The 20,374-nt window shown below is 68.5% G+C and carries 20 protein-coding genes; 19 read left to right on the top strand and 1 reads right to left on the bottom strand.

The features are described from left to right. Window positions 1–267 precede the first annotated feature (267 nt). From BVG12_RS09670 to BVG12_RS09580, 19 genes are all read left to right on the top strand, one after another. Window positions 268–1,056: an ABC transporter ATP-binding protein gene (locus BVG12_RS09670; RefSeq protein ID WP_075792212.1), complete on the top strand. Its 789-nt coding sequence runs from the start codon at window positions 268–270 to the stop codon at window positions 1,054–1,056. 43 nt (window positions 1,057–1,099) lie between these two features. Next, window positions 1,100–2,083, top strand: coding sequence for an ABC transporter substrate-binding protein (locus BVG12_RS09665; RefSeq protein ID WP_083685685.1), 984 nt, complete (start codon window positions 1,100–1,102; stop codon window positions 2,081–2,083). Beyond that, window positions 2,080–2,919 carry an ABC transporter permease gene (locus tag BVG12_RS09660; RefSeq protein ID WP_075792210.1) on the top strand — a complete coding sequence of 280 codons (840 nt, stop codon included), beginning with the start codon at window positions 2,080–2,082 and terminating at the stop codon, window positions 2,917–2,919. The genes BVG12_RS09665 and BVG12_RS09660 overlap by 4 nt, the downstream gene beginning before the upstream one ends. A 13-nt stretch (window positions 2,920–2,932) precedes the next feature. Next, window positions 2,933–3,697: an SDR family oxidoreductase gene (locus tag BVG12_RS09655; protein ID WP_075792209.1), complete on the top strand. Its 765-nt coding sequence runs from the start codon at window positions 2,933–2,935 to the stop codon at window positions 3,695–3,697. Between the two features lie 17 nt (window positions 3,698–3,714). Continuing rightward, entirely contained in the window at window positions 3,715–4,254 is a 540-nt protein-coding gene (locus tag BVG12_RS09650; RefSeq protein ID WP_075792208.1) for a cupin domain-containing protein, read from the top strand. Continuing rightward, on the top strand, window positions 4,254–5,147 hold the full coding sequence (locus BVG12_RS09645; RefSeq protein ID WP_075792207.1) for an alpha/beta fold hydrolase: 894 nt from the start codon (window positions 4,254–4,256) through the stop codon (window positions 5,145–5,147). The genes BVG12_RS09650 and BVG12_RS09645 overlap by 1 nt, the downstream gene beginning before the upstream one ends. Window positions 5,148–5,167: 20 nt before the next feature. Then, window positions 5,168–6,004: an IclR family transcriptional regulator gene (locus BVG12_RS09640; protein ID WP_075792206.1), complete on the top strand. Its 837-nt coding sequence runs from the start codon at window positions 5,168–5,170 to the stop codon at window positions 6,002–6,004. A gap of 12 nt (window positions 6,005–6,016) precedes the next feature. After that, window positions 6,017–6,820, top strand: coding sequence for an SDR family oxidoreductase (locus tag BVG12_RS09635; protein WP_075792205.1), 804 nt, complete (start codon window positions 6,017–6,019; stop codon window positions 6,818–6,820). Further along, window positions 6,813–8,498, top strand: a complete 1,686-nt coding sequence (locus BVG12_RS09630) for a thiamine pyrophosphate-binding protein (RefSeq protein ID WP_075792204.1) — start codon at window positions 6,813–6,815, stop codon at window positions 8,496–8,498. The genes BVG12_RS09635 and BVG12_RS09630 overlap by 8 nt, the downstream gene beginning before the upstream one ends. 10 nt (window positions 8,499–8,508) lie before the next feature. Beyond that, on the top strand, window positions 8,509–9,309 hold the full coding sequence (locus BVG12_RS09625; protein WP_075792203.1) for an aspartate dehydrogenase: 801 nt from the start codon (window positions 8,509–8,511) through the stop codon (window positions 9,307–9,309). Window positions 9,310–9,316: 7 nt separating this feature from the next. Continuing rightward, entirely contained in the window at window positions 9,317–10,813 is a 1,497-nt protein-coding gene (locus BVG12_RS09620; protein WP_075792202.1) for an aldehyde dehydrogenase, read from the top strand. Beyond that, window positions 10,810–11,778 carry a VOC family protein gene (locus BVG12_RS09615; RefSeq protein WP_179966259.1) on the top strand — a complete coding sequence of 323 codons (969 nt, stop codon included), beginning with the start codon at window positions 10,810–10,812 and terminating at the stop codon, window positions 11,776–11,778. Before BVG12_RS09620 ends, BVG12_RS09615 begins: the two co-directional genes overlap by 4 nt. Before the next feature lie 29 nt (window positions 11,779–11,807). Next, window positions 11,808–12,035, top strand: coding sequence for a recombinase-like helix-turn-helix domain-containing protein (locus BVG12_RS09610; RefSeq protein WP_075792201.1), 228 nt, complete (start codon window positions 11,808–11,810; stop codon window positions 12,033–12,035). Between the two features lie 17 nt (window positions 12,036–12,052). Then, window positions 12,053–13,075 (top strand): Rieske 2Fe-2S domain-containing protein, encoded by a 1,023-nt coding sequence (locus tag BVG12_RS09605; protein WP_075796283.1) that lies wholly within the window; start codon window positions 12,053–12,055, stop codon window positions 13,073–13,075. A gap of 16 nt (window positions 13,076–13,091) precedes the next feature. Beyond that, entirely contained in the window at window positions 13,092–14,045 is a 954-nt protein-coding gene (locus BVG12_RS09600) for a PDR/VanB family oxidoreductase (protein WP_075792200.1), read from the top strand. Window positions 14,046–14,204: 159 nt separating this feature from the next. Then, window positions 14,205–15,287 carry a porin gene (locus tag BVG12_RS09595; RefSeq protein ID WP_075792199.1) on the top strand — a complete coding sequence of 361 codons (1,083 nt, stop codon included), beginning with the start codon at window positions 14,205–14,207 and terminating at the stop codon, window positions 15,285–15,287. A 31-nt stretch (window positions 15,288–15,318) separates the two neighbouring features. Further along, a complete protein-coding gene (locus BVG12_RS09590) occupies window positions 15,319–16,917 on the top strand; it encodes a methyl-accepting chemotaxis protein (RefSeq protein ID WP_075792198.1) in 1,599 nt (532 codons plus the stop codon). Between the two features lie 19 nt (window positions 16,918–16,936). After that, complete coding sequence (locus BVG12_RS09585) at window positions 16,937–17,755, top strand: FRG domain-containing protein (RefSeq protein ID WP_075792197.1); 819 nt, start codon at window positions 16,937–16,939, stop codon at window positions 17,753–17,755. Between the two features lie 277 nt (window positions 17,756–18,032). Next, on the top strand, window positions 18,033–19,646 hold the full coding sequence (locus tag BVG12_RS09580; RefSeq protein WP_083684845.1) for a L,D-transpeptidase family protein: 1,614 nt from the start codon (window positions 18,033–18,035) through the stop codon (window positions 19,644–19,646). A 4-nt stretch (window positions 19,647–19,650) separates the two neighbouring features. On the opposite strand, the gene BVG12_RS09575 is transcribed toward BVG12_RS09580, so the two are convergent. Then, window positions 19,651–20,346, bottom strand: a complete 696-nt coding sequence (locus BVG12_RS09575) for a trimeric intracellular cation channel family protein (RefSeq protein WP_075792196.1) — start codon at window positions 20,344–20,346, stop codon at window positions 19,651–19,653. Window positions 20,347–20,374: the final 28 nt, after the last annotated feature.

Genomic DNA, 20,374 nt, shown 5'->3' with positions numbered 1-20,374 from the left:
GGGACGTCAACGATATTCACTGCGCGTCCGGCGATGACGGGACCAATTTGGCCAAAGCGCGCCGTTTTTGTTCCTTGATGCAACACAAACACCCGATAAGCAGGCAATATGTCTCATATATAAAACGTGAATTTTTATTTGAAACGAGGGGCTAGCAAAGCCCAAAATGTCTGCTATATTTCACTCACTGGTTTATTCATATATGAACCGTTGTTTCATAAGTGAGACAAAACGGGGCGCAAATGCGCCGAGGACTGTGAGAGACATATGATCGAAATCGAATTCCGCAAAGTCGGCAAGAGTTTCATCGACCGGCAAACTTCTCAACCGCGGGCGGCGGTTACCAACGTCGACATCGCGATTCGCAGCGGCGAAGTGGTGTCCATCATCGGTCCGTCGGGCTGCGGCAAGAGCACGTTGCTGAACATGGGCGCCGGCCTCTATCTGCCCAGCGCGGGCGAGGTCTACGTCGGCGGCGAACTCGTCACCAAACCGGTGCGCAAGGTCGCGTTCATGCTGCAGAAGGACCTCCTGATGCCCTGGCGCACGATCCGCGACAACGTCGCGCTGGGCCTGGAGATCGATGGCGTCAATCCGGCGGAGCGCCGGCGCGTGGCCGGCGAGCTGCTCGCTAAGTGCCACCTGAAGGGCTTCGAAGACCATTATCCGTTCCAGCTGTCCGGCGGCATGCGCCAGCGCGCGGCGCTGGCGCGCACGCTGGCCGTGGACCCGCAGGTGCTGCTGCTCGACGAGCCGTTTTCGGCCCTGGACGCCCAGACCAAGATGATCCTGCAGCAGGACCTGGCCAAGATGCTGTACGAGAAAAAGAAGACAGCGCTGTTCATCACCCACGACCTGATCGAGGGCATCGCGCTGTCGGACCGCCTGCTGGTGATGAGCGAACGGCCGGGCACGATCATCGAAGAGATCGTGGTCGACTTGCCGTACCGCGATGACCCGTTCCAGCGCCGCAAGCTGCCTGAAATCGGTCCCCTGGCGGGGCGCCTGATGGAACTGCTGAAAGTCGGCAAGGACCAGGAAGCCGAACTGCATTGATCAAGGCAGCACCAACCTACGATTATTGGGAGTCAACATGAGCATGCATACAATCCTCGCCGCCGTCGGCTGTGCGGCGGCCCTCGCGGTGGGGGTGTCCACCCCGGCGCTGGCGGCGGTGGAAGAAGTCACCTACCTGCTGCCGGCGCCGCCGAATACGCTGGCCTTCGCCCCTTGGATGGTGGCGCAGCAGAAGGGTTACTACGCCGCGGAGAACCTGAAGGTCACGTTCGTCGCCGCCCGCGGCGGCGTCGACGTCGCCAAGCAGATCGGCTCGGGGAACGCCGTGATCGGCGGCGCGATCGGCGACACGCCGATCATCGTGCGCGCCAACGGCGTGCCGGTCAAGGCGATCGCGGTGCTGGGCGCCGGTTCGCTGACCATGGTCGGCGTGCACCAGAACGGCGGCATCAAGTCGCTCGCGGACCTGAAGGGCAAGACCATCACCGTGATGTCCTACACCGACACCACCTATTACGCGTTGCTGGGCAACCTGAAGACCATCGACCTGGGCAAGAACGATGCGGAGATCGAGGCTGCCGGTCCATCGGGCGTCTGGCAGGTCTTCGCGGCGGGCAAGTCGCAGGCGATGGCCGGCGTGCCCGACTGGATCGTCAGCGCCACCGATGCCGGCGCCAAGGTCGACATCATCGAGACCAATGGCTTCAAGAGCATGGCCCAGGCCATCCTGGCTTCCGACGACACCATCCGGAACAAGCCCGACCTGCTCAAGCGCCTGGTGCGCGCGACGCTGCGCGGCATGGAAGACATCATGAACGATCCGAAAGGCGCGACCGCCGCCTATGTGGCCGCCGTCCCGTCCTACCGGGGCAAGGAAGCGAGCGTCGAGAAGACCTTGAACATGTACCGCAAGTATGTGTACGCCAACCAGAAGCCGCTCGGTCATATCGATCCGGCGCGCATGGAAAACGTGCAGAAGTTCTACGTTAGCGAAGGCATCGTCAGCAAGGCGTCGGCCGTCAATGACCTGTACACCAACCAGTTCGTCGCGGCAGGTGCCAAATGAATACGGCCACGACGATCGCCTCGCCGGGCGTGGACACGCCGCGCAAGGCAAATCCGGCGCTGCGCGAAAAGGCCTACACGGTGGCCGGCAGCCTGCTGGTGCTGGCCCTGTTCCTGGCCGCCTGGGAATGGGGCCCGGGCCTGCTGCGGATGCCCGAGTTCATCCTGCCGCGCTTTTCCCGGGTGGTGCAGGAAGCCGGCTTCATGTGGCACAACAGCGACCTGCTCAGCCACTTCGGCGTCACCGCGCTGGAAGTGGTGGCCGGCTTCGGCCTCGGCTCGCTGCTCGGCCTCGCCGTCGGCGTGGCGCTGGGCCTGTCGCCGCGTGCCGAAGCGATGCTCTCGCCCTACATCCTGGCGCTGCAGATCGCGCCGAAGGTGGCGTTCGCGCCGCTGTTCGTGATGTGGCTCGGCTACACCGTCTATCCGAAGATCCTCGTCGCCGTGCTGATCGTGTTCTTCCCGGTGATGATCAACGTGCTGTCGGCGATCCGCACCGTCGATCCGGACATGGTCAACCTCGTGCGCACGCTGAACGCCACCCGCTGGCAGATCTTCTGCCTGGTCGAATTCCGCTCGGCGTTGCCGGCCCTGTTCTCCGGCCTGCGCATCGCGTCGACGCTGGCGGTCATCGGCGTCACGGTGGGTGAACTGGTCGGCGGCAACAAGGGCCTGGGCTTCCTGCTGGTCGACGGCGAAGGGCAGGGCAACACCGCCGCCGTGTTCGTCGCGATCACCGCACTGACCCTGACCGGCATCCTGACCTATGCCGCCGTCGTGTGGGCCGAGCGCCGCGTCCTGCACTACCTGCCGCGCGCCGCCACCAGCACCAAATAAGAAGGAAGCGATCATGGAAAACACTTCTCAACTGCTGGCCGGCCGCAAGGTGCTCGTCACCGGCGCCGCCCGCGGCCTGGGCCTGGCCTTCGCCGCCGCCATCGCCGCCGCCGGCGCCAAGGTCGCCATGGCCGACATCCTGCAGGATGCGCTGGCGGACAGCGTCGCCAGCCTGCGCCGACAGGGCCTGGACGTGAACGGCTTCGCGCTCGACATGGCCGATCCGGTGTCGATCGACACCTGCGCCGCGGCCGCCACCGGCTGGCTGGACGGGCTCGATGGCCTGGTGAACAACGCCGCCATCACCAATTCCGGCGGCCGCGCTTCCGGCCAGATCGACATCGCGCTGTGGGACAAGGTGATGGACGTGAACGTGCGCGGCACCTGGCTGATGACCAACGCCTGCCTGCCGGCGCTGCGCGCGTCGGGCCGGGGCGCGATCGTCAACCTGGCGTCGGATACGCCGCTGTGGGGCGCGCCGAACCTGCTCGCCTACGTCGCCAGCAAGGGCGCCATCATCGCCATGACCCGCTCGCTGGCCCGCGAGGAAGGCGCGCACGACATCACCGTGAACGCGATCGCGCCCGGCCTGACGAAGGTCGAAGCGACCGAATACGTGCCGGCCCAGCGCTACCAGACCTACCAGGACGGACGCGCACTGCAGCGCCTGCAGGTTCCCGAGGACGTCACCGGCGCCGTGCTGTTCGCCCTGTCCGGACTGTCGCGCTTCGTCACCGGCCAGACCCTCGCCGTGAACGGCGGCTTTGTCATGAATTGATTAACAGGAGCTGAATAATGAACGACTTGACCGAACAACAGCAGATCAAGCGCAGCTGGGACCAGCCCGAAGGCGCCAGCTTCGCGGCGTGGATGGATACGCGCATCGCGCGCTTCTCGACCCGCCGCTACGACTGGAACGCCCTGAAGTTCCAGGCCGACTACGACCCGAAATATCGCCGCGCGCAGATGCGCTACATCGGCACCGGCGGCACCGGCGTGGCCAACGACAGCAGCGTGATCCCGTCCGAGCACTTCACGTTCTCGACCATGATCATCCCGGCCGGGCACGAAGGCCCGCCCCACGTGCACGTGGACGTCGAGGAAGTGTTCTTCGTCCTGCGCGGCAAGCTGAAGCTGGTCCTGGAAAAGGATGGCGAGCGTTATGAAACCATCCTGACCGACCGCGACGTCGTGTCCATCCCGCCCGGCGTGTACCGCGAAGAGATCAACATCGGCGAGGAGGACGCGCTGATGTGCGTGATGCTCGGCGCGCAAAAGCCGATCACGCCGACCTATCCGCCGGACCATCCGCTGGCCAGGATCAAACGGGGCTGATGACCATGAACCACGCCATCGCACCGGAAGCGGACGGCCTGCGAACCGCCTTGCTGGAGCTGGACCGGCTGTTCCCGGAACGCACCATCGCCGTCGACGGCGGCGTCGTGTGCTACCGCGAGCTGGTCGCCGGTACGGACGCGCCGCCGGCGGGCCGCCAGGTGTTCGTGCTGCTGCACGGGATCGGTTCCGGTGCCGCGACGTGGCTCGCCTGCGCGCAGGCCTTGTCGCGCAGCGTCCCCGGCGCCCGGGTGATCGCCTGGAACGCGCCGGGCTACGGCAAGTCGACCATGCTGCCCGGTACCCGTCCCGATGCCCGCGCCTATGCGGCGCGCCTGCGCCAACTGGTGCGGGGGCTCGGCATCGCGCGCTTCACCCTGGTCGGCCACTCGCTCGGCGCGCTGATGGCGGCGGCGTATGCGGGCACCTGGCCCGGTTCGCTGGACAAGCTGGTGCTGCTCAGCCCGGCGCGCGGCTACGGCGTGCGGGCGCGCCTGGCGCAGGGCACGCAAGTGGAACGCGAGCGCCTGTCGGCCCTGGGGGAGCTCGGGATCCACGGTATGGCCACGCTGCGCTCGGCGCGTCTGCTGTCGGCCGGCGCCACGCCGGTCCAGCGCGATTGGGTGCGCTGGAACATGGCCCAGCTGAACCCGGCCGGCTACACCCAGGCGGTGTACCTGCTGTGCGGCGACGCGATCGAGAACCATGCGCATCCCGCGGTGCAGACCGTGCCGGCTAAGGTGTGGTGCGGCGCGCTCGATCCGGTGACGACACCCGACGACAGCTGCGGCGTGGCGCGCCTGTACGGCTTCCCGTTCGGCCTGATCCCGGATGCCGGCCATGCCTGCCACGTGGAGCAGCCGGAAGCGGTCGCCCACGCCATCCTGAACTGACAACACATCACGAGACCATTATGAACAACAAGCCTGAACAAGCCGACGACGACGGCGCCGACAAATACACCGTGCCCGGACTCGAGCGCGGCCTGCGCCTGCTGTGCGAATTCAGCCGGCACGAACAGAATCTGTCGGCCCCGGAGCTGGCCAAGCGCCTGGATGTGCCGCGTTCCACCGTGTTCCGCCTCCTGACCACGCTGGAGCGGATGGGCTTCGTCGAGCGCAATCCGGGCGGCCGCGACTATCGCCTCGGCATGGCCGTGCTGCGTCTCGGCTTCGAATACCTGGCCTCGCTGGAGTTGACCGAGATCGGCCGGCCGCTGCTAGAGCGCCTGCGCGACGAGATCCATTACTCGACCAACCTGGTGGTGCGCGACGGCCGCTCGATCATCTACGTGGCCAAGTCGACGATGGCGGCGCCGTTCACCAGCACCGTCAACGTCGGCACCCGCCTGCCGGTGCATGCGACCGTGCTGGGCCGCGTACTGCTGATGGACATGACCCTGCCGCAACTGCGCGAGCTGTATCCGGAAGAGCACCTGAAGTCCTACACCGACAACACCCCGCAGACCGTGCTGGACCTGTTCAACCTGGTGCAGCGCGACCGCGAGCGCGGCTATGTGCTCGAAGAAGGCTTCTTCGAGCGCGGCATTTCGACCGTGGCGGCCCCGGTGCGCGACCACAGCGGCAAGGTGGTGGCGGCCCTCGGTGCCACGATTCCCGAACCGCGCATCGCCGCCGACAAGCTCGACGACGTGGTGGCCCGGGTGCGCGGCACGGCCGACGAGCTCTCGCGCCTGCTGGATCACACGCCGGCGCAGGGCGCCCAGGTCGTCAACCTGTGGCAGCGTTGAGGAGGGCCGATCATGCGCATGACTGACCTGACAGGCCGCGTGGCCGTGGTGACCGGCGGTTCGTCCGGCATCGGCTACGCGACCGTCGAACTGCTGCTCGAAGCGGGCGCCGACGTGGCCCTGTGCGGCCGCGATGCCGAGCGCCTCGAGGGCGCCGTGGCGCAACTGCGCCAGCGCTTCCCCGCCGCGCGCCTGCTGGCCCAGCGCTGCGACGTGCTCGACGCCGACCAGGTGGCCGCGTTCGCCGCCCGCGTCGAGACCGAGCTGGGCGCCGCGTCCATCCTGGTCAACAACGCCGGCCAGGGGCGGGTGTCGACCTTCGCCGACACCAGCGACGCGGCCTGGCTGGAAGAGCTGCAACTCAAGTTCTTCTCGATCCTGCGGCCGACCCGCGCCTTCCTGGCGCAGCTGCAAAGCCGGGAGGACGCCGCGATCGTGTGCGTGAACTCGCTGCTGGCCGTGCAGCCGGAGCCCCACATGGTCGCCACGTCGGCCGCCCGCGCCGGCGTGCACAACCTGGTGCGCTCGCTGGCCACCGAATTCGCGCCGAGCCGGGTGCGCGTCAACGGCATCCTGATCGGCCTGGTCGAATCGGGCCAATGGCGGCGCCGCTTCGATGTCCGTCCCGCCGACGAACGCGACCTGGACTGGGCCCAGTGGAGCCGCAACCTGGCGCGCAAAAAACAGATCCAGCTGGGCCGTCTCGGCCTTCCCGAGGAAGCAGCGCGCGCCATCCTGTTCCTGGCCTCGCCGCTTTCCTCGTACACCACAGGTAGCCATATCGATGTCTCCGGAGGACTTTCCCGTCATGTTTAATTCTGAAAAAATCACCGTCGGCTGCGCCATCGCAGCCTTCCTCGAGCAGTGCGGCGTGAAAGCGGCGTTCGGCGTCATCTCGATCCACAACATGCCGATCCTCGATGCGTTCGGCGAGCGCGGCCGGATCCGCTTCGTGCCGGCGCGCGGCGAAGCGGGCGGCGCCAACATGGCCGACGCCTATGCCCGCACCACGAGCCGCCTGGGCGTCTGCCTGACGAGCACCGGTACCGCCGCCGGCAACGCGGCCGGCGCCATGGTCGAAGCGCTGACCGCCGGCACGCCGCTGCTGCACCTGACGGGCCAGATCGAAACCCCCTACCTGGACCAGAGCCTGTCGTACATCCACGAGGCCCCGGACCAGCTCACGATGCTGAAGGCCGTTTCGAAGACCGCGTTCCGCATCCGCAGCGTGGACACGGCGCTGAGCACCGTGAAGCTGGCCGTGCAGATCGCGCTGACTCCGCCGATGGGCCCCGTCAGCGTCGAGATCCCGATCGATATCCAGGCCGCGCTGATCGACGCGCCGGCCGACCTGCGCCCGCTGCCGGTCCCGCGCAACGCGCCGTCCGAGGACGCGCTCGACGAACTCGCCCGGCGACTCGCCATGGCGAAGCGTCCGATGTTGTGGCTGGGCGGCGGCAGCCGTGGCGCCTCGAAGCAGGTCCAGCGCCTGCTGGACATGGGCTTCGGCGTGGTCACCACCACCCAGGGCCGCGGCGTGGTGCCGGAAGACCACCCGCAATCGCTGGGCGCCTTCAACCTGCACAAGCCGGTCGAGCAGTTCTACCAGGGCTGCGACGCGATGGTGGTCGTCGGCTCGCGCCTGCGCGGCAACGAGACCCTGAAGTACGAACTGAAGCTGCCGCGGCCCCTGTACCGCATCGATGCCGACCCGGCCGCCGAAGGCCGCTGCTACAAGAGCGACTACTTCGTCTGCGGCGACGCCGAACTGGCGCTGGCGGGCCTGGCCGACCGCCTGGAAGGCATGATGAAGATCGACCCGGACTTCATCGGCGACCTGCAACAGGCGCGCGACAGCGCCGTCGCCGGCCTGGTCGACGGCCTCGGTCCGTACAGCGCCCTGGTCGACAAGCTGCAGGCGGCCGCCGGGCGCAGCTTCAACTGGGTGCGCGACGTCACGGTCTCGAACTCGACCTGGGGCAACCGCTACCTGCGCATCTTCGACCCGCTGGCCGGCGTGCACGCCCTCGGCGGCGGCATCGGCCAGGGCCTGGCGATGGGCATCGGCGCGGCCGTGGGCGCGGCCGTGACCGGGTCCGGCAAGAAGACCTTCTGCCTGGCCGGCGACGGCGGTTTCATCCTGAACCTGGGCGAACTCGCCACCGCGGTGCAGGAGCGGGCCGACATGGTCATCGTGCTGATGAACGACAAGGGCTACGGCGTGATCAAGAACATCCAGGACGTGCAGTATGGCGGCCGGCGCCACTATGTCGACCTGCATACGCCGGACTACGCGGTGCTGGCGCAGGCGCTGCAACTGCGTCATGCCCGCGTGTCCAGCCTGCTCGACGTCAAGGACGCGCTGGGGCGTGCCCTCGCCGAGCCGGGACCCTTCCTGCTGGAGATCGACATGCTGTCGATCGGCAGCTTCAAGACGGCGTTCGCCGGTCCGCCGGTCAAGGCGGTCCAGCCCGTCGCCGCCGTCACCGCCTGAGGAGAATCCCATGTTGCATGTATCGATGATTGGCTGCGGCGCGATCGGCGTCGGCGTCATGGAGCTGCTCAAGAGCGATCCGGAAGTCGTGTTCGATCTCGTCGTCGTGCCGGAAAACGCCCTGGACAGCGCCGGCGCCACCGTGCGCCGCCTGGCGCCCCAGGCGAAGGTCGGCGTGGCCCTGAACGGCTCCCGGCCCGATCTCCTGGTCGAATGCGCGGGCCACCGCGCCATCCAGGAGCACATCATCCCGGCGCTGGAAAGCGGGATCCCGTGCATGGTGGTGTCGGTGGGCGCGCTGTCCGAAGAAGGCCTGGCCGAGAAGCTCGAGCTGGCCGCGCAGCGCGGCAAGACCCAGGTGCAGCTGCTGTCGGGCGCGATCGGGGCGATCGACGCCCTGGCCGCGGCGCGCATCGGCGGTCTCGATTCGGTCGTGTACACCGGCCGCAAGCCGGCCGGCGCCTGGAAGGACACGCCCGCCGAGCAGGCCTACGACCTGGATGCGCTGACCGGGCCGGTGGTGATCTTCGAAGGCTCGGCGCGCGAGGCGGCCCGCCTGTATCCGAAGAACGCCAACGTCGCCGCCACCCTGTCGCTGGCCGGTCTCGGCCTGGACCGCACCGTGGTGCGCCTGCTGGCCGACCCGCACGCCACCGAGAACGTGCATCACGTGGAAGCCAACGGCGCCTTCGGCAACTTCGAGCTGACCATGCGCGGCAAGCCGCTGGCGGCCAATCCGAAGACGTCCGCACTCACCGTGTTCAGTGTCGTGCGCGCCCTGAACAACCGCGCACACGCACTGTCGATCTGAGACCATCATGAACACACCATTCGATTCCACCGCGACCCTGGACATTCTCGTCGCGGGCACCTGGCGCCGGGGCGGCGGCGACCGCTACGCCACCCTGTACCCGGCCACGGGCGAGCCGGTCGCCTATCTGAACGCCGCCAGCCTGGCCGACGTCGAAGAAGCGATCACCGGCGCCGACCATGCCTTCCGCACCAGCGGCTGGGCCCAGCGCAAGCCGCACGAGCGCGCGGCGGTGCTGTACAAGGTGGCAAGCCTGATCCGCGAGCGCGCCGAGGAACTGGCCCAGCTGCAGCGCCTCGACAACGGCAAGCCGATCACGGAAACGCGCAACCTGGTGGCCAGCGCGGCCGCCACCTTCCAGTTCTTCGCCGCCGCCTGCGAGACCCTGGAAGAAACCATCACCCCGGCGCGCGGCGACAACCTGACCATGAGCGTGTACGAGCCGATGGGCGTCGTGGCGGCGATCACGCCCTGGAACTCGCCGATCGCCAGCGAGGCGCAGAAGCTGGCGCCGGCGCTCGCGGCCGGCAATGCCGTGGTCGTGAAACCGGCCGAGGTGACGCCGCTGCTGGCCCTGGAACTGGCCAGGATCTGCGAACAGGCCGGCGTGCCGAAAGGCCTGGTCAGCGTCCTGCCGGGCAAGGGCTCGGTGATCGGCGACGCCATCACCGTGCATCCGCTGGTGCGGCGCGTGTCGTTCACCGGCGGCACCAGCACCGGCAAACACATCGCGCACATCGCGGCCGACAAGATGATGCCGGTGTCGCTGGAACTGGGCGGCAAGTCGCCGACCATCGTGTTCGACGACGCCGATATCGACCACGCCGTCGCGGGCGTGCTGTACGGGATCTTCAGCTCCTCGGGCGAATCGTGCATCGCCGGTTCGCGCCTGTTCGTGGCGCACGGCATCTACGACAGCTTCATGGAGCGCCTGGCGCAGGGCGCCGCCGCGCTGCGCGTCGGCGACCCGGCCGACGAACGTACCCAGCTCGGCCCGCTCATCACGGCGCGCCATCGCGACAGCATCGAGTCGTACGTGGCGCTGGGCGTGGCCGAAGGCGGGCGCCTGCGCACCGGCGGCATGCGTCCGCCGGGCGCGCAGTTCGAGAAGGGCAACTACTACCTGCCGACCATCATCGAGGACGTGCGCAACGACATGCGCATCTGCCAGGAAGAGATCTTCGGGCCGGTGCTGGTGGCGATGCCGTTCGCCGACGAGGCCGACCTGATCGCCCAGGCCAACGACAGCGTGTACGCGCTGGCGGCCGGCATCTGGACCCGCGACTATAAGAAGGCATGGCGCTATGCGCGCGCGGTGCAGGCCGGGAACGTGTGGATCAACACCTACAAGCAGTTCTCGATCTCGACCCCGTTCGGCGGCTGGCGCGACAGCGGCCTCGGCCGCGAGAAGGGCCGCCTCGGGATCCTGCAATACATGGAACAGAAAAGCGTCTACTGGGGCATGAACGACATGCCGCTGCCGTGGGCGCAGGGAGCGCAATGATGGACGTACTGGGTATCGACGAAATCACCTACGGCGCGGACGACCTCGCCGGCTGCAAGACCTTCTTCCTCGACTGGGGCCTGAAGCTGGTCGACGACAGCGACAGCGCGCTGGTGTTCGAAACCATGAATGCCTGCCGCGTCATCGTGCGGCGCTCCGACGATCCGGCGCTGCCGCCGGCGATCGAGGCGGGGCCGACCCTGCGCGAAGTCGTGTGGGGGCTGTCGTCCGCCGAGGTGCTGGAGCGCTTCCGCGCCATCGTGCGCGCGCTGCCGGACCCGGTGGACGAGGGGGACCGTATCGGCTGCACCGACCCGAACGGGCTGGCGGTGCGCTTCCAGGTCAGCCGCAAGCACGACGTCGACGTCGAGTGCGCGCAGATGAACACCTGGTCGCACCACCCGCGCAAGAACGCGCGCAGTCCGTCCTACGAGCGCGCCGAGCCGATCGAGGTGGGCCATGTCGTGTTCTTCGTGAAGGACGTGAAGGCCTGCGAGGACTTTTATTGCAGCCACTTCGGCTTCGTGCCCTCCGACCGTTACCCGGGCCGCGGCGCGTTCCTGCGCTGCGCCAACGTGGGCGGGCACCATGACCTGTTCCTGCTGCAGACGCCGGACCGCAAGGCGGGCCTGAACCACGTGGCCTTCACGGTGCGCGACATCCACGAAGTGTTCGGCGGCGGCATGCACGTGTCGCGCCAGGGCTGGGACACGCAACTGGGCCCGGGCCGGCACCCGATCTCGTCGGCCTATTTCTGGTACTTCCGCAATCCGGCCGGCGGCCTGATCGAGTACTACGCCGACGAGGACCAGCTCGACGAAGCGTGGGAAGCGCGCGAATTCGAGCCGGGACCGACCGTGTTCGCCGAATGGGCGATCGACGGCGGGCTGGATGGCCATACGCGCCGCCAGCGCCACGCCAAGGCGCCCGAAGGCAAGTTTCTGACCGAGAAAAGCAAGAACTGACAGTTTTCGAGAACTGAGAGGAGAACATCATGCACCAACAACGCTACCTGACCGTCCACCAGACCCGCCGCCGTGAACCGACTTCGTGGGAAGACCTGCTGGGCGATTCGATCGAACGCGCTTTCGCGGCCGGCATCACCGAGCTGTCCGCCCTGGTGGCGCACCTGAACCGCACCGGCCCGAACTATCCGGGCGGCGCCGCTTGGACCGAACAAAACTACCAGGCCGAGATCGCGCGCCTGGCCTCCGAATGCTGAACCCGAAAGGACACATGATGCGCACCGTAGCCAATGATCCCGTCGACGCCGTCCTCGCAGCCGGCCTGAAAGACCTGTGGTACCCGATCTGCCCGTCCGGCTTCGTTGCCGACAAACCCGTGTCGCTGCGCCGCCTGGGCAGGAAATTCGTCCTGTGGCGCGAAGCCGACGGCACGCTGCACGCGCTGGAAGACCACTGCCCGCACCGCGGCGCGCCGCTTTCGCTCGGCATCGTGCTGGGCGACCGCATCGCCTGCGGCTACCACGGCGTGCAGATACGCTTCGACGGCGTCGTGACCAGCGTCCCGGGCAGCCCGGGCTGCAAGCTCGAAGGCGCCAAGGCGACGCGCTCGTTCCACGTCAAGGAAGCGGCCGGCGCGATCTTCCTCTACAACGCCAGCAAGGACGTGGCCGACGCGCCGCCGCTGAACCTGCCGCCCGAGCTGACCGATCCCGCCTACGCGCACTTCCTGTGCTACGCCGAGTGGGAGGGCGACTACCGCTACGTGCTGGACAACGTGCTCGACCCGATGCACGGCACCTTCCTGCACAAGCAGTCGCATTCGATGGCCGAGGGCGAATCGACGGCCGCCTTCCGCGTGCGCGATACCGAGACCGGCTTCGTGTTCGAGAAGGAAGGCCAGCGCGGCGTGAATTTCGACTGGACCGAGTACGGCGAGACCGGCATCCAGTGGATGCGCCTCGAGATCCCGTATCCGAAGACCGGCGGCCCCGGCGGCAACTTCATCATCATCGGCGGCTACGCGCCGATGGAAGAGGGCGCCACCGCCGTGTTCTTCTGGCGCGTGCGCAAGGTCGAGGGCTGGCAGCGCGATACCTGGCGCTTCCTGTACAAGAACCGCCTGGAGGCGCGCCACTGGCAGGTGCTGGAGCAGGACCGCGTGATCCTGGAAGCGATGGAGCCGGACGCCAACCAGCGCGAAATGCTGTACCAGCACGACATGGGCATCGTGCGCCTGCGCCGCCACCTGCGCGCCCTGGCCAAGGCGCAGATAGCCGCGGCCGAAACCGCCGCCTGAATACCGGAGTCATGCCATGAGCAACAGCCAACAGATCGTCGTGCGCGTGCAGGCGATGCGTTTCGAAGCCAACGGCATCGTCAGCGTCGAGCTGGTGTCGCCGCAGGGCGCCGAACTGCCCGCTTTCGCCGCCGGCGCCCATATCGACCTGCACTTGCCGAACGGCGTGGTGCGCAGCTACTCGCTGTGGAATTCGCCGCAGGAGCGCCACCGCTACGTCATCGGCGTGCTGCACGATAAGAACAGCCGCGGCGGTTCGCGCTACGTGCACGAGCAGCTGCGGGTCGGCGCCACGATCACGATCGGCGCGCCGCGCAACAACTTCCCGCTGGACGAGACGGCGGCGCACACGGTCCTGATCGCGGGCGGCATCGGCATCACGCCGATCTACGGCATGTTGAACGAGCTGCGCCGCCTGGGCAAGTCGGTGGAGCTGCTGTACTGCGCGCGCAGCCGCGCCGAAGCGGCCTTCGTCGAGGGCCTGCTCGGCGCGGACGGCGTGCAGACCCACTTCGACGACGAAGCGGGCGGCCCGCCGGACCTGCGCGCCTACCTGACCGCCAAACCCGGCAGTGCGCACTTTTATTGCTGCGGCCCGACGCCGATGCTGGGCGCCTTCGAGCGGACGTGCGAAGCGCTGGGCCTGCCGAACGTGCACATCGAGCGCTTCGCCCCGGCCGAGCCGGTGGTCGCGGCGCAGGGCAGCGATTACGAGTGCCATCTGGCGCGCTCGCAGAAGATGGTGCTCGTCCCGACCGGCAAGTCGCTGCTGGACGCGCTGCTCGAAGCCGGGGTCGATGTCGACCACAGCTGCCGCGAAGGCGTGTGCGGCTCGTGCGAGACCCGGGTCGTGGACGGCGTGCCGGACCATCGCGACGGGGTGCTGACCAAGGCCGAGCGCGAGTCCGGCAAGACGATGATGGTCTGCGTGTCCGGCTGCAAGGGACGGCGCCTGGTGCTCGACCTGTAACGCTGCGCGCCGGGCGGGGAAGGAGACGCCGCGCCCGGCGCCAAACCCGCAAGAAGAACCTGACCGCTGGTCCGGTTTTTTTTGCGCCCAAATCACATCTGAAACGCCGTTTTATCCATGAAACGCGGTATCCGCCGCCAAAACAATAGGGGAGTTCATATGAAATCGCATCTGTCCATCATGGCCGCCGTCGCCGCGCTCGGGAGCGTTGCCGCGGCGAGCGCCCAGGCCCAGAGCAACGTCACGGTCTACGGCAGCCTGGACGCGGGCGTGGCCTACATCAACAATCTGGCCGGCGGCGCCGTGACCCGCCTCGACCAGGGGACGATGCAGCCGGACCGCATCGGCTTCCGCGGCACGGAAGACCTGGGCGGCGGCATGAAAGCCCTGTTCCAGCTCGAAGCCGGCTTTGCCACCGACACCGGCAACCAGGTCAATGCGGGCCGCCTGTTCAACCGCAACGCCACGGTCGGCCTGCAGGGCAGCCTGGGCACTGTCACGCTGGGGAACATGCCGGACATCGTGTTCGACTATGCGGGCAAGCTGAGCAACGGATTCCAGCTGACGAACTTCTACCTGTTTCACCCGGGGAACCTGGACACGCTGGCCAACACCTACCAGTTCAACAATGCGGTGCGCTATACCTCGCCGGCATTCGACGGCTTGACGGTCAGCGCGATGGCCGGGCTGGGCGAGCAGCCGGGCGACGCCAGCCGCAACCGCAACCTGAGCGCGGGCGCCAACTACGCCCAGGGGCCGCTGCGCATGGTCCTGGCGTACAGCCGCCAGAACAACCGCGCCGCCGGTTACGCCGGGGCGTACCTGGCCACTCTGGGCCGGGGCAACGCGACCACCGTGTTCGACAGCCTGACCACGTGGGCGGGCGGCGCCGGCTACACGGTCGGCGACTGGCGCATGAACGCGCTCTACACCCAGAGCCGGGTCGCCATGCCGGCGGCGCCCGGCTTCACGCAGAAGAATGCCGACCTCGGGGCGGCCTGGCGCTACGGTCCGCGCACCACCCTCAACTTCGGCTACACGCATACCCGCCTGGAGGGGGCGCGCTACAACCAGGTCAGCGTCAGCCACGTGCTTGCGTTCTCCAAGCGCACCGAGTTCTACGTCCAGGCCGCCTACCAGAAGGCGGGCGGTGCGGCGAAATTCGCTTTCCAGAACTACACGGGGGCGTCGTCCGACGACAAGCAGCTGGTGACGACCATCGGCCTGCACCACCTGTTCTGACTTCCTACCGACCACGACCACGCAAAATCCCATGTTCAGCAATCTCAAGATCGGCGCGCGCCTCGGCCTCGGTTTCGCCATCGTCATCGGCCTGTTGGCCGGCATCGTCGCCATCGCGCTCCAGAGCCTGGCCGCCCTGAACCAGGCGACGGCGCAGATCGTCGACGACCGTTATCCGCAAGTGGTGCTCGCCACCGAGTTGCTGCTGCAACTGGACGAGAATGCGATCGCGATGCGCAACATGCTGCTGGCCGACCGGCCGGACGTGCTGAAACGGGAAACGGCGGAGGTCGGGGCGGGCGAGCGGAAGATCGCGGCCGGCCTGCAGAAGCTGGGCGGCATGGTGTCCAGCGAAGCCGGCCGCAAGGCCTACCGCGAGGTCATGGCCTTGCGCGCGAAATACCAGCAGGGACAGGCGCGCTTCCTCGAGCTGGCCGCCAGCGGCGGCACGGTCGATGCGTCCACGCTCCTGATGACCAGCCTGCGCGAGGACCAGCTGGCGTATGTCGGGCGCATGAAGGGCTTCCTGGCCGGCGGCGGCAAACTGATGGAACAGAGCGGGCGCGACGCGGCCGGGCTGTATCGGCAGAAGCGCCTGCAGATCGTGCTGCTGGCGGGCCTGGCGTGCGTGCTGGCGGTCGGTTTCGGTGTCTGGATCACGCGCTCGATCACGGTGCCGCTGCGCCAGGCGGTGCGGGTGGCGCGCCGCGTTGCCGGCGGCGACCTGAGCAGCGAGATCGACGTGGGCGCGCGCGGCGAGGTGGGCCAGTTGATGCAGGCGCTGAAGGAGATGAACGGCGGCCTGCGCAGGATCGTGGGCGAGGTCCGCAGCGGCACCGACGCGATCGCCGACGCGGCGCGCGAGATCGCGCGAGGGAATATGGATCTGTCGGAACGCACCGAGCAGCAGGCCGGCGCCCTGGAGGAAACGGCGTCCACCATGGAAGAATTGAGCGCCACGGTCAGCCGCAATGCCGCGCACGCCGACGCCGCGCGCGGCCGCGCCCGCGAAGCGAGCGGCATTGCCGTCGACAGCAGCGCGGTCGTCGAGCGCGTGGTGCAGACCATGGCGGCGATCGACGCCTCGTCGCGCCGGATCGCCGATATCACGGGGGTCATCGACGGCATCGCCTTCCAGACGAATATCCTGGCGTTGAACGCTTCGGTGGAAGCGGCGCGCGCGGGCGAATTGGGCCGCGGCTTCGCGGTGGTGGCCGGCGAGGTGCGCACGCTGGCCCAGCGCGCCGGCGCGGCCGCGCAGGACATCAAGCGCCTGGTCGAGGCGTCGCGCGCCAGCGTGGACAGCGGCGGCGAGCTGGCGCGGCAGGCCGGCGCCACGATGCGGGGCGTGGTGGGCAGCGTCGCCGAGGTGGCCGCGACGATGAGCGAGATCGCGGCCGCCAGCGCCGAGCAGAGCAGTGGCCTGGGCCAGGTGAATGCGGCGGTACTGCAGATGGATGCGAGCACCCAGCAGAATGCCGCGCTGGTGGAGCAGGCGGCGGCGGCGGCGCAGGCCCTGCAGGACCGCGCGTTCCACCTCGCGCAACTGGTCAGCACCTTCCGGCTCGACGGGGACGCCGGCCCTGCGACGCCGGTGGTAAGCTTGTGGCAAAAACGCCTGGCCGCCTGAGTTACCGGAAAAGACACCAATGGACGAAGTACGCGTGACCACATGGAACGAGTTCATGTCGCTCAGCGCCGAGCTCGACGGCTGGGCGTTCCGTGGCCAGCAGGACGCCGCCTGGCCGCTGCTCACATCCCTGTCGCGCTACCTGAACGCCTATGTCCCCGACCGCGCCAGCTGGCGCGCACGCGAGCAGAGGGCGATCCGCATCTTCCAGCGCAAGGCGCATAACTACCTCAGCGATCCCGGCGTGCTGGGCAACGCGCTGCGCTGCCTGGCGCTGATGCAGCACCACGGCGCGCCGACGCGCCTGCTCGACTTCACCAAGTCGCCGTTCGTCGCGGTGTTCTTCGCGCTGGAACGCGCGGTCGGCGACGCCGCCGTCTATGCACTGAACACGCCGCGCCTGTGGCGGGCGGTCCCGCGCACGCAAAGGCATATGGACCGCGACAGCATCGATCCGCGCCAGGCGGACAATTTCGCCCGGATCTTCCTGCCGAACACGAATGCGGTCATCTGGACGGGGGAACCCACCGAAATGGACCGGCGTCTGGTGGCGCAGTCCGGAACCCTGGTGGTGCCGGGCATGCTGGACAAGACCCTGGACGACATCCTGCGCCACTACGATGACCCGGCCACGCTGCTGAAGAAGATCGTCCTGCCGTTCACGGTTCGCGAGGAGGCGATGAAGGCGCTGTACCGGATGAATATCACGAATGCGACCCTGTTCCCCGACCTGGACGGGCTGGCGCGCTCGATCAACATGGAACTGGAAATCGTGTGGGCGGGCGCGGGCGAGCTCACCGCGGGCAGTGCGGGCCAGCCTGATGCGGAGATGGGATGAGTGCCGGCCTACCTGTCAGGACATTGCATTATCCCGAGCGGTGGAGCGTCTCGATCCGGCCCTTGACGGCTTGAGCGGCCCGTCAGCCAGCCACGGCGTGAAGCCTCGGGACTTGCCGTCGCCCGCGGCCGGGCGGCCGCCGGGATGCCGGCGCAAGGCGGTGAAGAAATACCAATTGATGGATCAGTCATTTCAATCGTGCGCGGCTGGGCAGCGCCATGCCCGAAGAGTATGATGCGGCTCGGCAACGCAAGGTTGCCGCCGTTCGAAAGCATCAATGACGCCCAGCCAGAAAATCGGTGCCGCGCTTGCGTTCTGTGCAGCCGCGGCCCTCGTTCCCCGCCCGACCCTCGCCCAGCCCATCCCCGCCGCCATCCATGCCCTGGCCGTCCAGGCCGCGCAGTCGCCCGCGCTCCCCGCGGGGCCGTACGACGGACGCGGCTGGCTCGAACGGTTTTACGCCCCGCGCAAGTACGCGCCCGCCTGGAATCCGGCGACGGCCGCGGCCGCGTTGTGGGTGCTGCGCCGGGCCACGCTGCAGGGCCTGGACCCGCTCGACTACGGGGCCGACGCCCTGGAGCGGCAACTGCGCGCCGGTCAAGCGGACATGGCGCGGTTCGACGTCGCGCTCACGGCGGCCATGCTGCGCTACCTGGCCGACCTGCGCGTCGGCCGCGTGCGGTCCGAATACCATGCGCGCGCGCTCGACACGCGCCTGCGGCAATACGATCCGGTCGAGCGCCTGCGTGCCGGGCTCGCGGGCGGCAAGCTGCAGGCCGCGGTGCAGGCCGCCGAGCCAGCTTTGCAGCAATATGCGCAGGTCAAGGCGGCGCTGGCATCGTACCGCGCTTTGTCCCGGCAGCCGTATCCGGCGCTGCCGGCGCCGCCAGCCAAGGTCGCGCCCGGCGGCGCCTACCCGGCCGCGCAGCCGCTGTTCGAGCGCCTGGTGCTGCTGGGCGACCTGCCGGCCGATACGCCACCGCCCCCCGACGGCATCTACGGGGAGCGGATGGAAGAGGGCGTCCGCCGGTTCCAGGCCCGTCACGGCCTGACGGATGACGGCGTGCTGGGCCGTGGCACCATCGCCGCGCTGAACGTGCCGCTCGCCACGCGCGTGCGCCAGCTCGAGCTGACGCTCGAACGCCTGCGCTGGCTGCCGGATTTCGGGCCCGGTCCGTTGATCGTCGTCGACCTGCCGGCCTACCGCCTGTGGGCGACGAGCACCGGCAGCGCGGAGGCGCCGCTCGAGATGCGGGTCGTGGTCGGCAGCGCGATCAGGACCGAAACCCCGCTGTTCGTCGGCCAGATGCGTTACCTCGAATTCAACCCGTACTGGAACGTCCCGCGCAGCATTCTGGACAAGGAGATCCTGCCGAAGCTCGAACGCGATCCTGCGTACCTCAAGCGGCACGACATGGAGACGGTGCCGCCGGGGGCCGGCGTGGCCGACCTGAAGGCGGGCCGGGCGCGCGTGCGCCAGCGCCCGGGTCCGACGAACTCGCTGGGGGCGATCAAGTTCGCGATGCCCAACCCGATGGACATCTATCTGCACTCGACCCCGGCGCACGAGCTGTTCGAGCGCAGCCGGCGCGACCTGTCGCACGGCTGCATCCGCGTCGAGCATCCGGCCGCGCTGGCCCAGTACGTGCTCGGCCGGCAGCGCCGGTGGAACGCCGACGCCATCCAGGACGAGCTGCAGCCCGGACCGACGCGGCACGTCGATCTGGCCCATCCGATTCCCGTCGTGATGTTCTACGCCACCGCCATCGTGGACAGCGACGGCAGTGCGCGCTTCGCGGCGGATATCTACGGGCGCGACCCGAAGCTGGAGCAGGCGCTGGCGGCCCGGCGCAGCCGGGAGGCGTCGGCGCCGGGCCGTCCAATGGAGTAGCGGTTCAGCGCCCGTCGCGCCGCTTCGCCGCCGCGGCATCGTCGGCCGCCTGCCGCGGCAAGTGCGCCACCGGCAGGTGCCAGTCCAGCTTGATGGCCGCCAGGCGCAGCCCGAAGCACAGGGCCGCGCCCGCGCAGGCGCTGACGGTGCCGGGCACGCCCAGCGCGTCGCCCGTCACCATCACGGCGGCGCCCGCCAGTGCGGCGACCGCGTAGATGTCGGAGCGCAGCACGGCCGGAATCTCGGACAGCAGCACGTCGCGCGCGACGCCGCCGCCGACGCCCGTCAGCATGCCGAGCAGCGCCGCCGCGACGGGGGACAGGCCGAACACGAGCGCTTTCTGGGCGCCGGCCACGCAGAACAGGGCGAGGCCCGCGGCGTCGAAGATCAGCACCGGGCTGCGCAGGCGCCTGATGCTCGGGTACCAGAAGAAGATCCACACGCCGGCCAGCAGGGAGGCGGCCAGGTAGCGCCAGTCGCGGATGGCCGCCGGCGGCGTGGCGCCGATCAGGACGTCGCGCACGATGCCGCCCGAGTTGGCGGCGACGAACGACAGCACCAGCACGCCGAACAGGTCGAGGCGGCGGCGCACGCCGGCGACGGCGCCGGAGAGCGCGAACACGAACGTGCCCAGCAGGTCGAGCGTCAGCACGAGGGTCTTGATGGCGGTGCTGACGTCGAGGGAAACGGGTGGGAACATGGCCTCATCCAGGCGAAGAAAACCCGTC

The sequence above is a fragment of the Massilia putida genome, from assembly GCF_001941825.1.
Taxonomy (GTDB): Bacteria; Pseudomonadota; Gammaproteobacteria; order Burkholderiales; family Burkholderiaceae_D; genus Telluria; species Telluria putida.
Note: the sequence above shows the minus strand (reverse complement) of the source record. Positions and strands in the feature narration are given on the sequence as shown.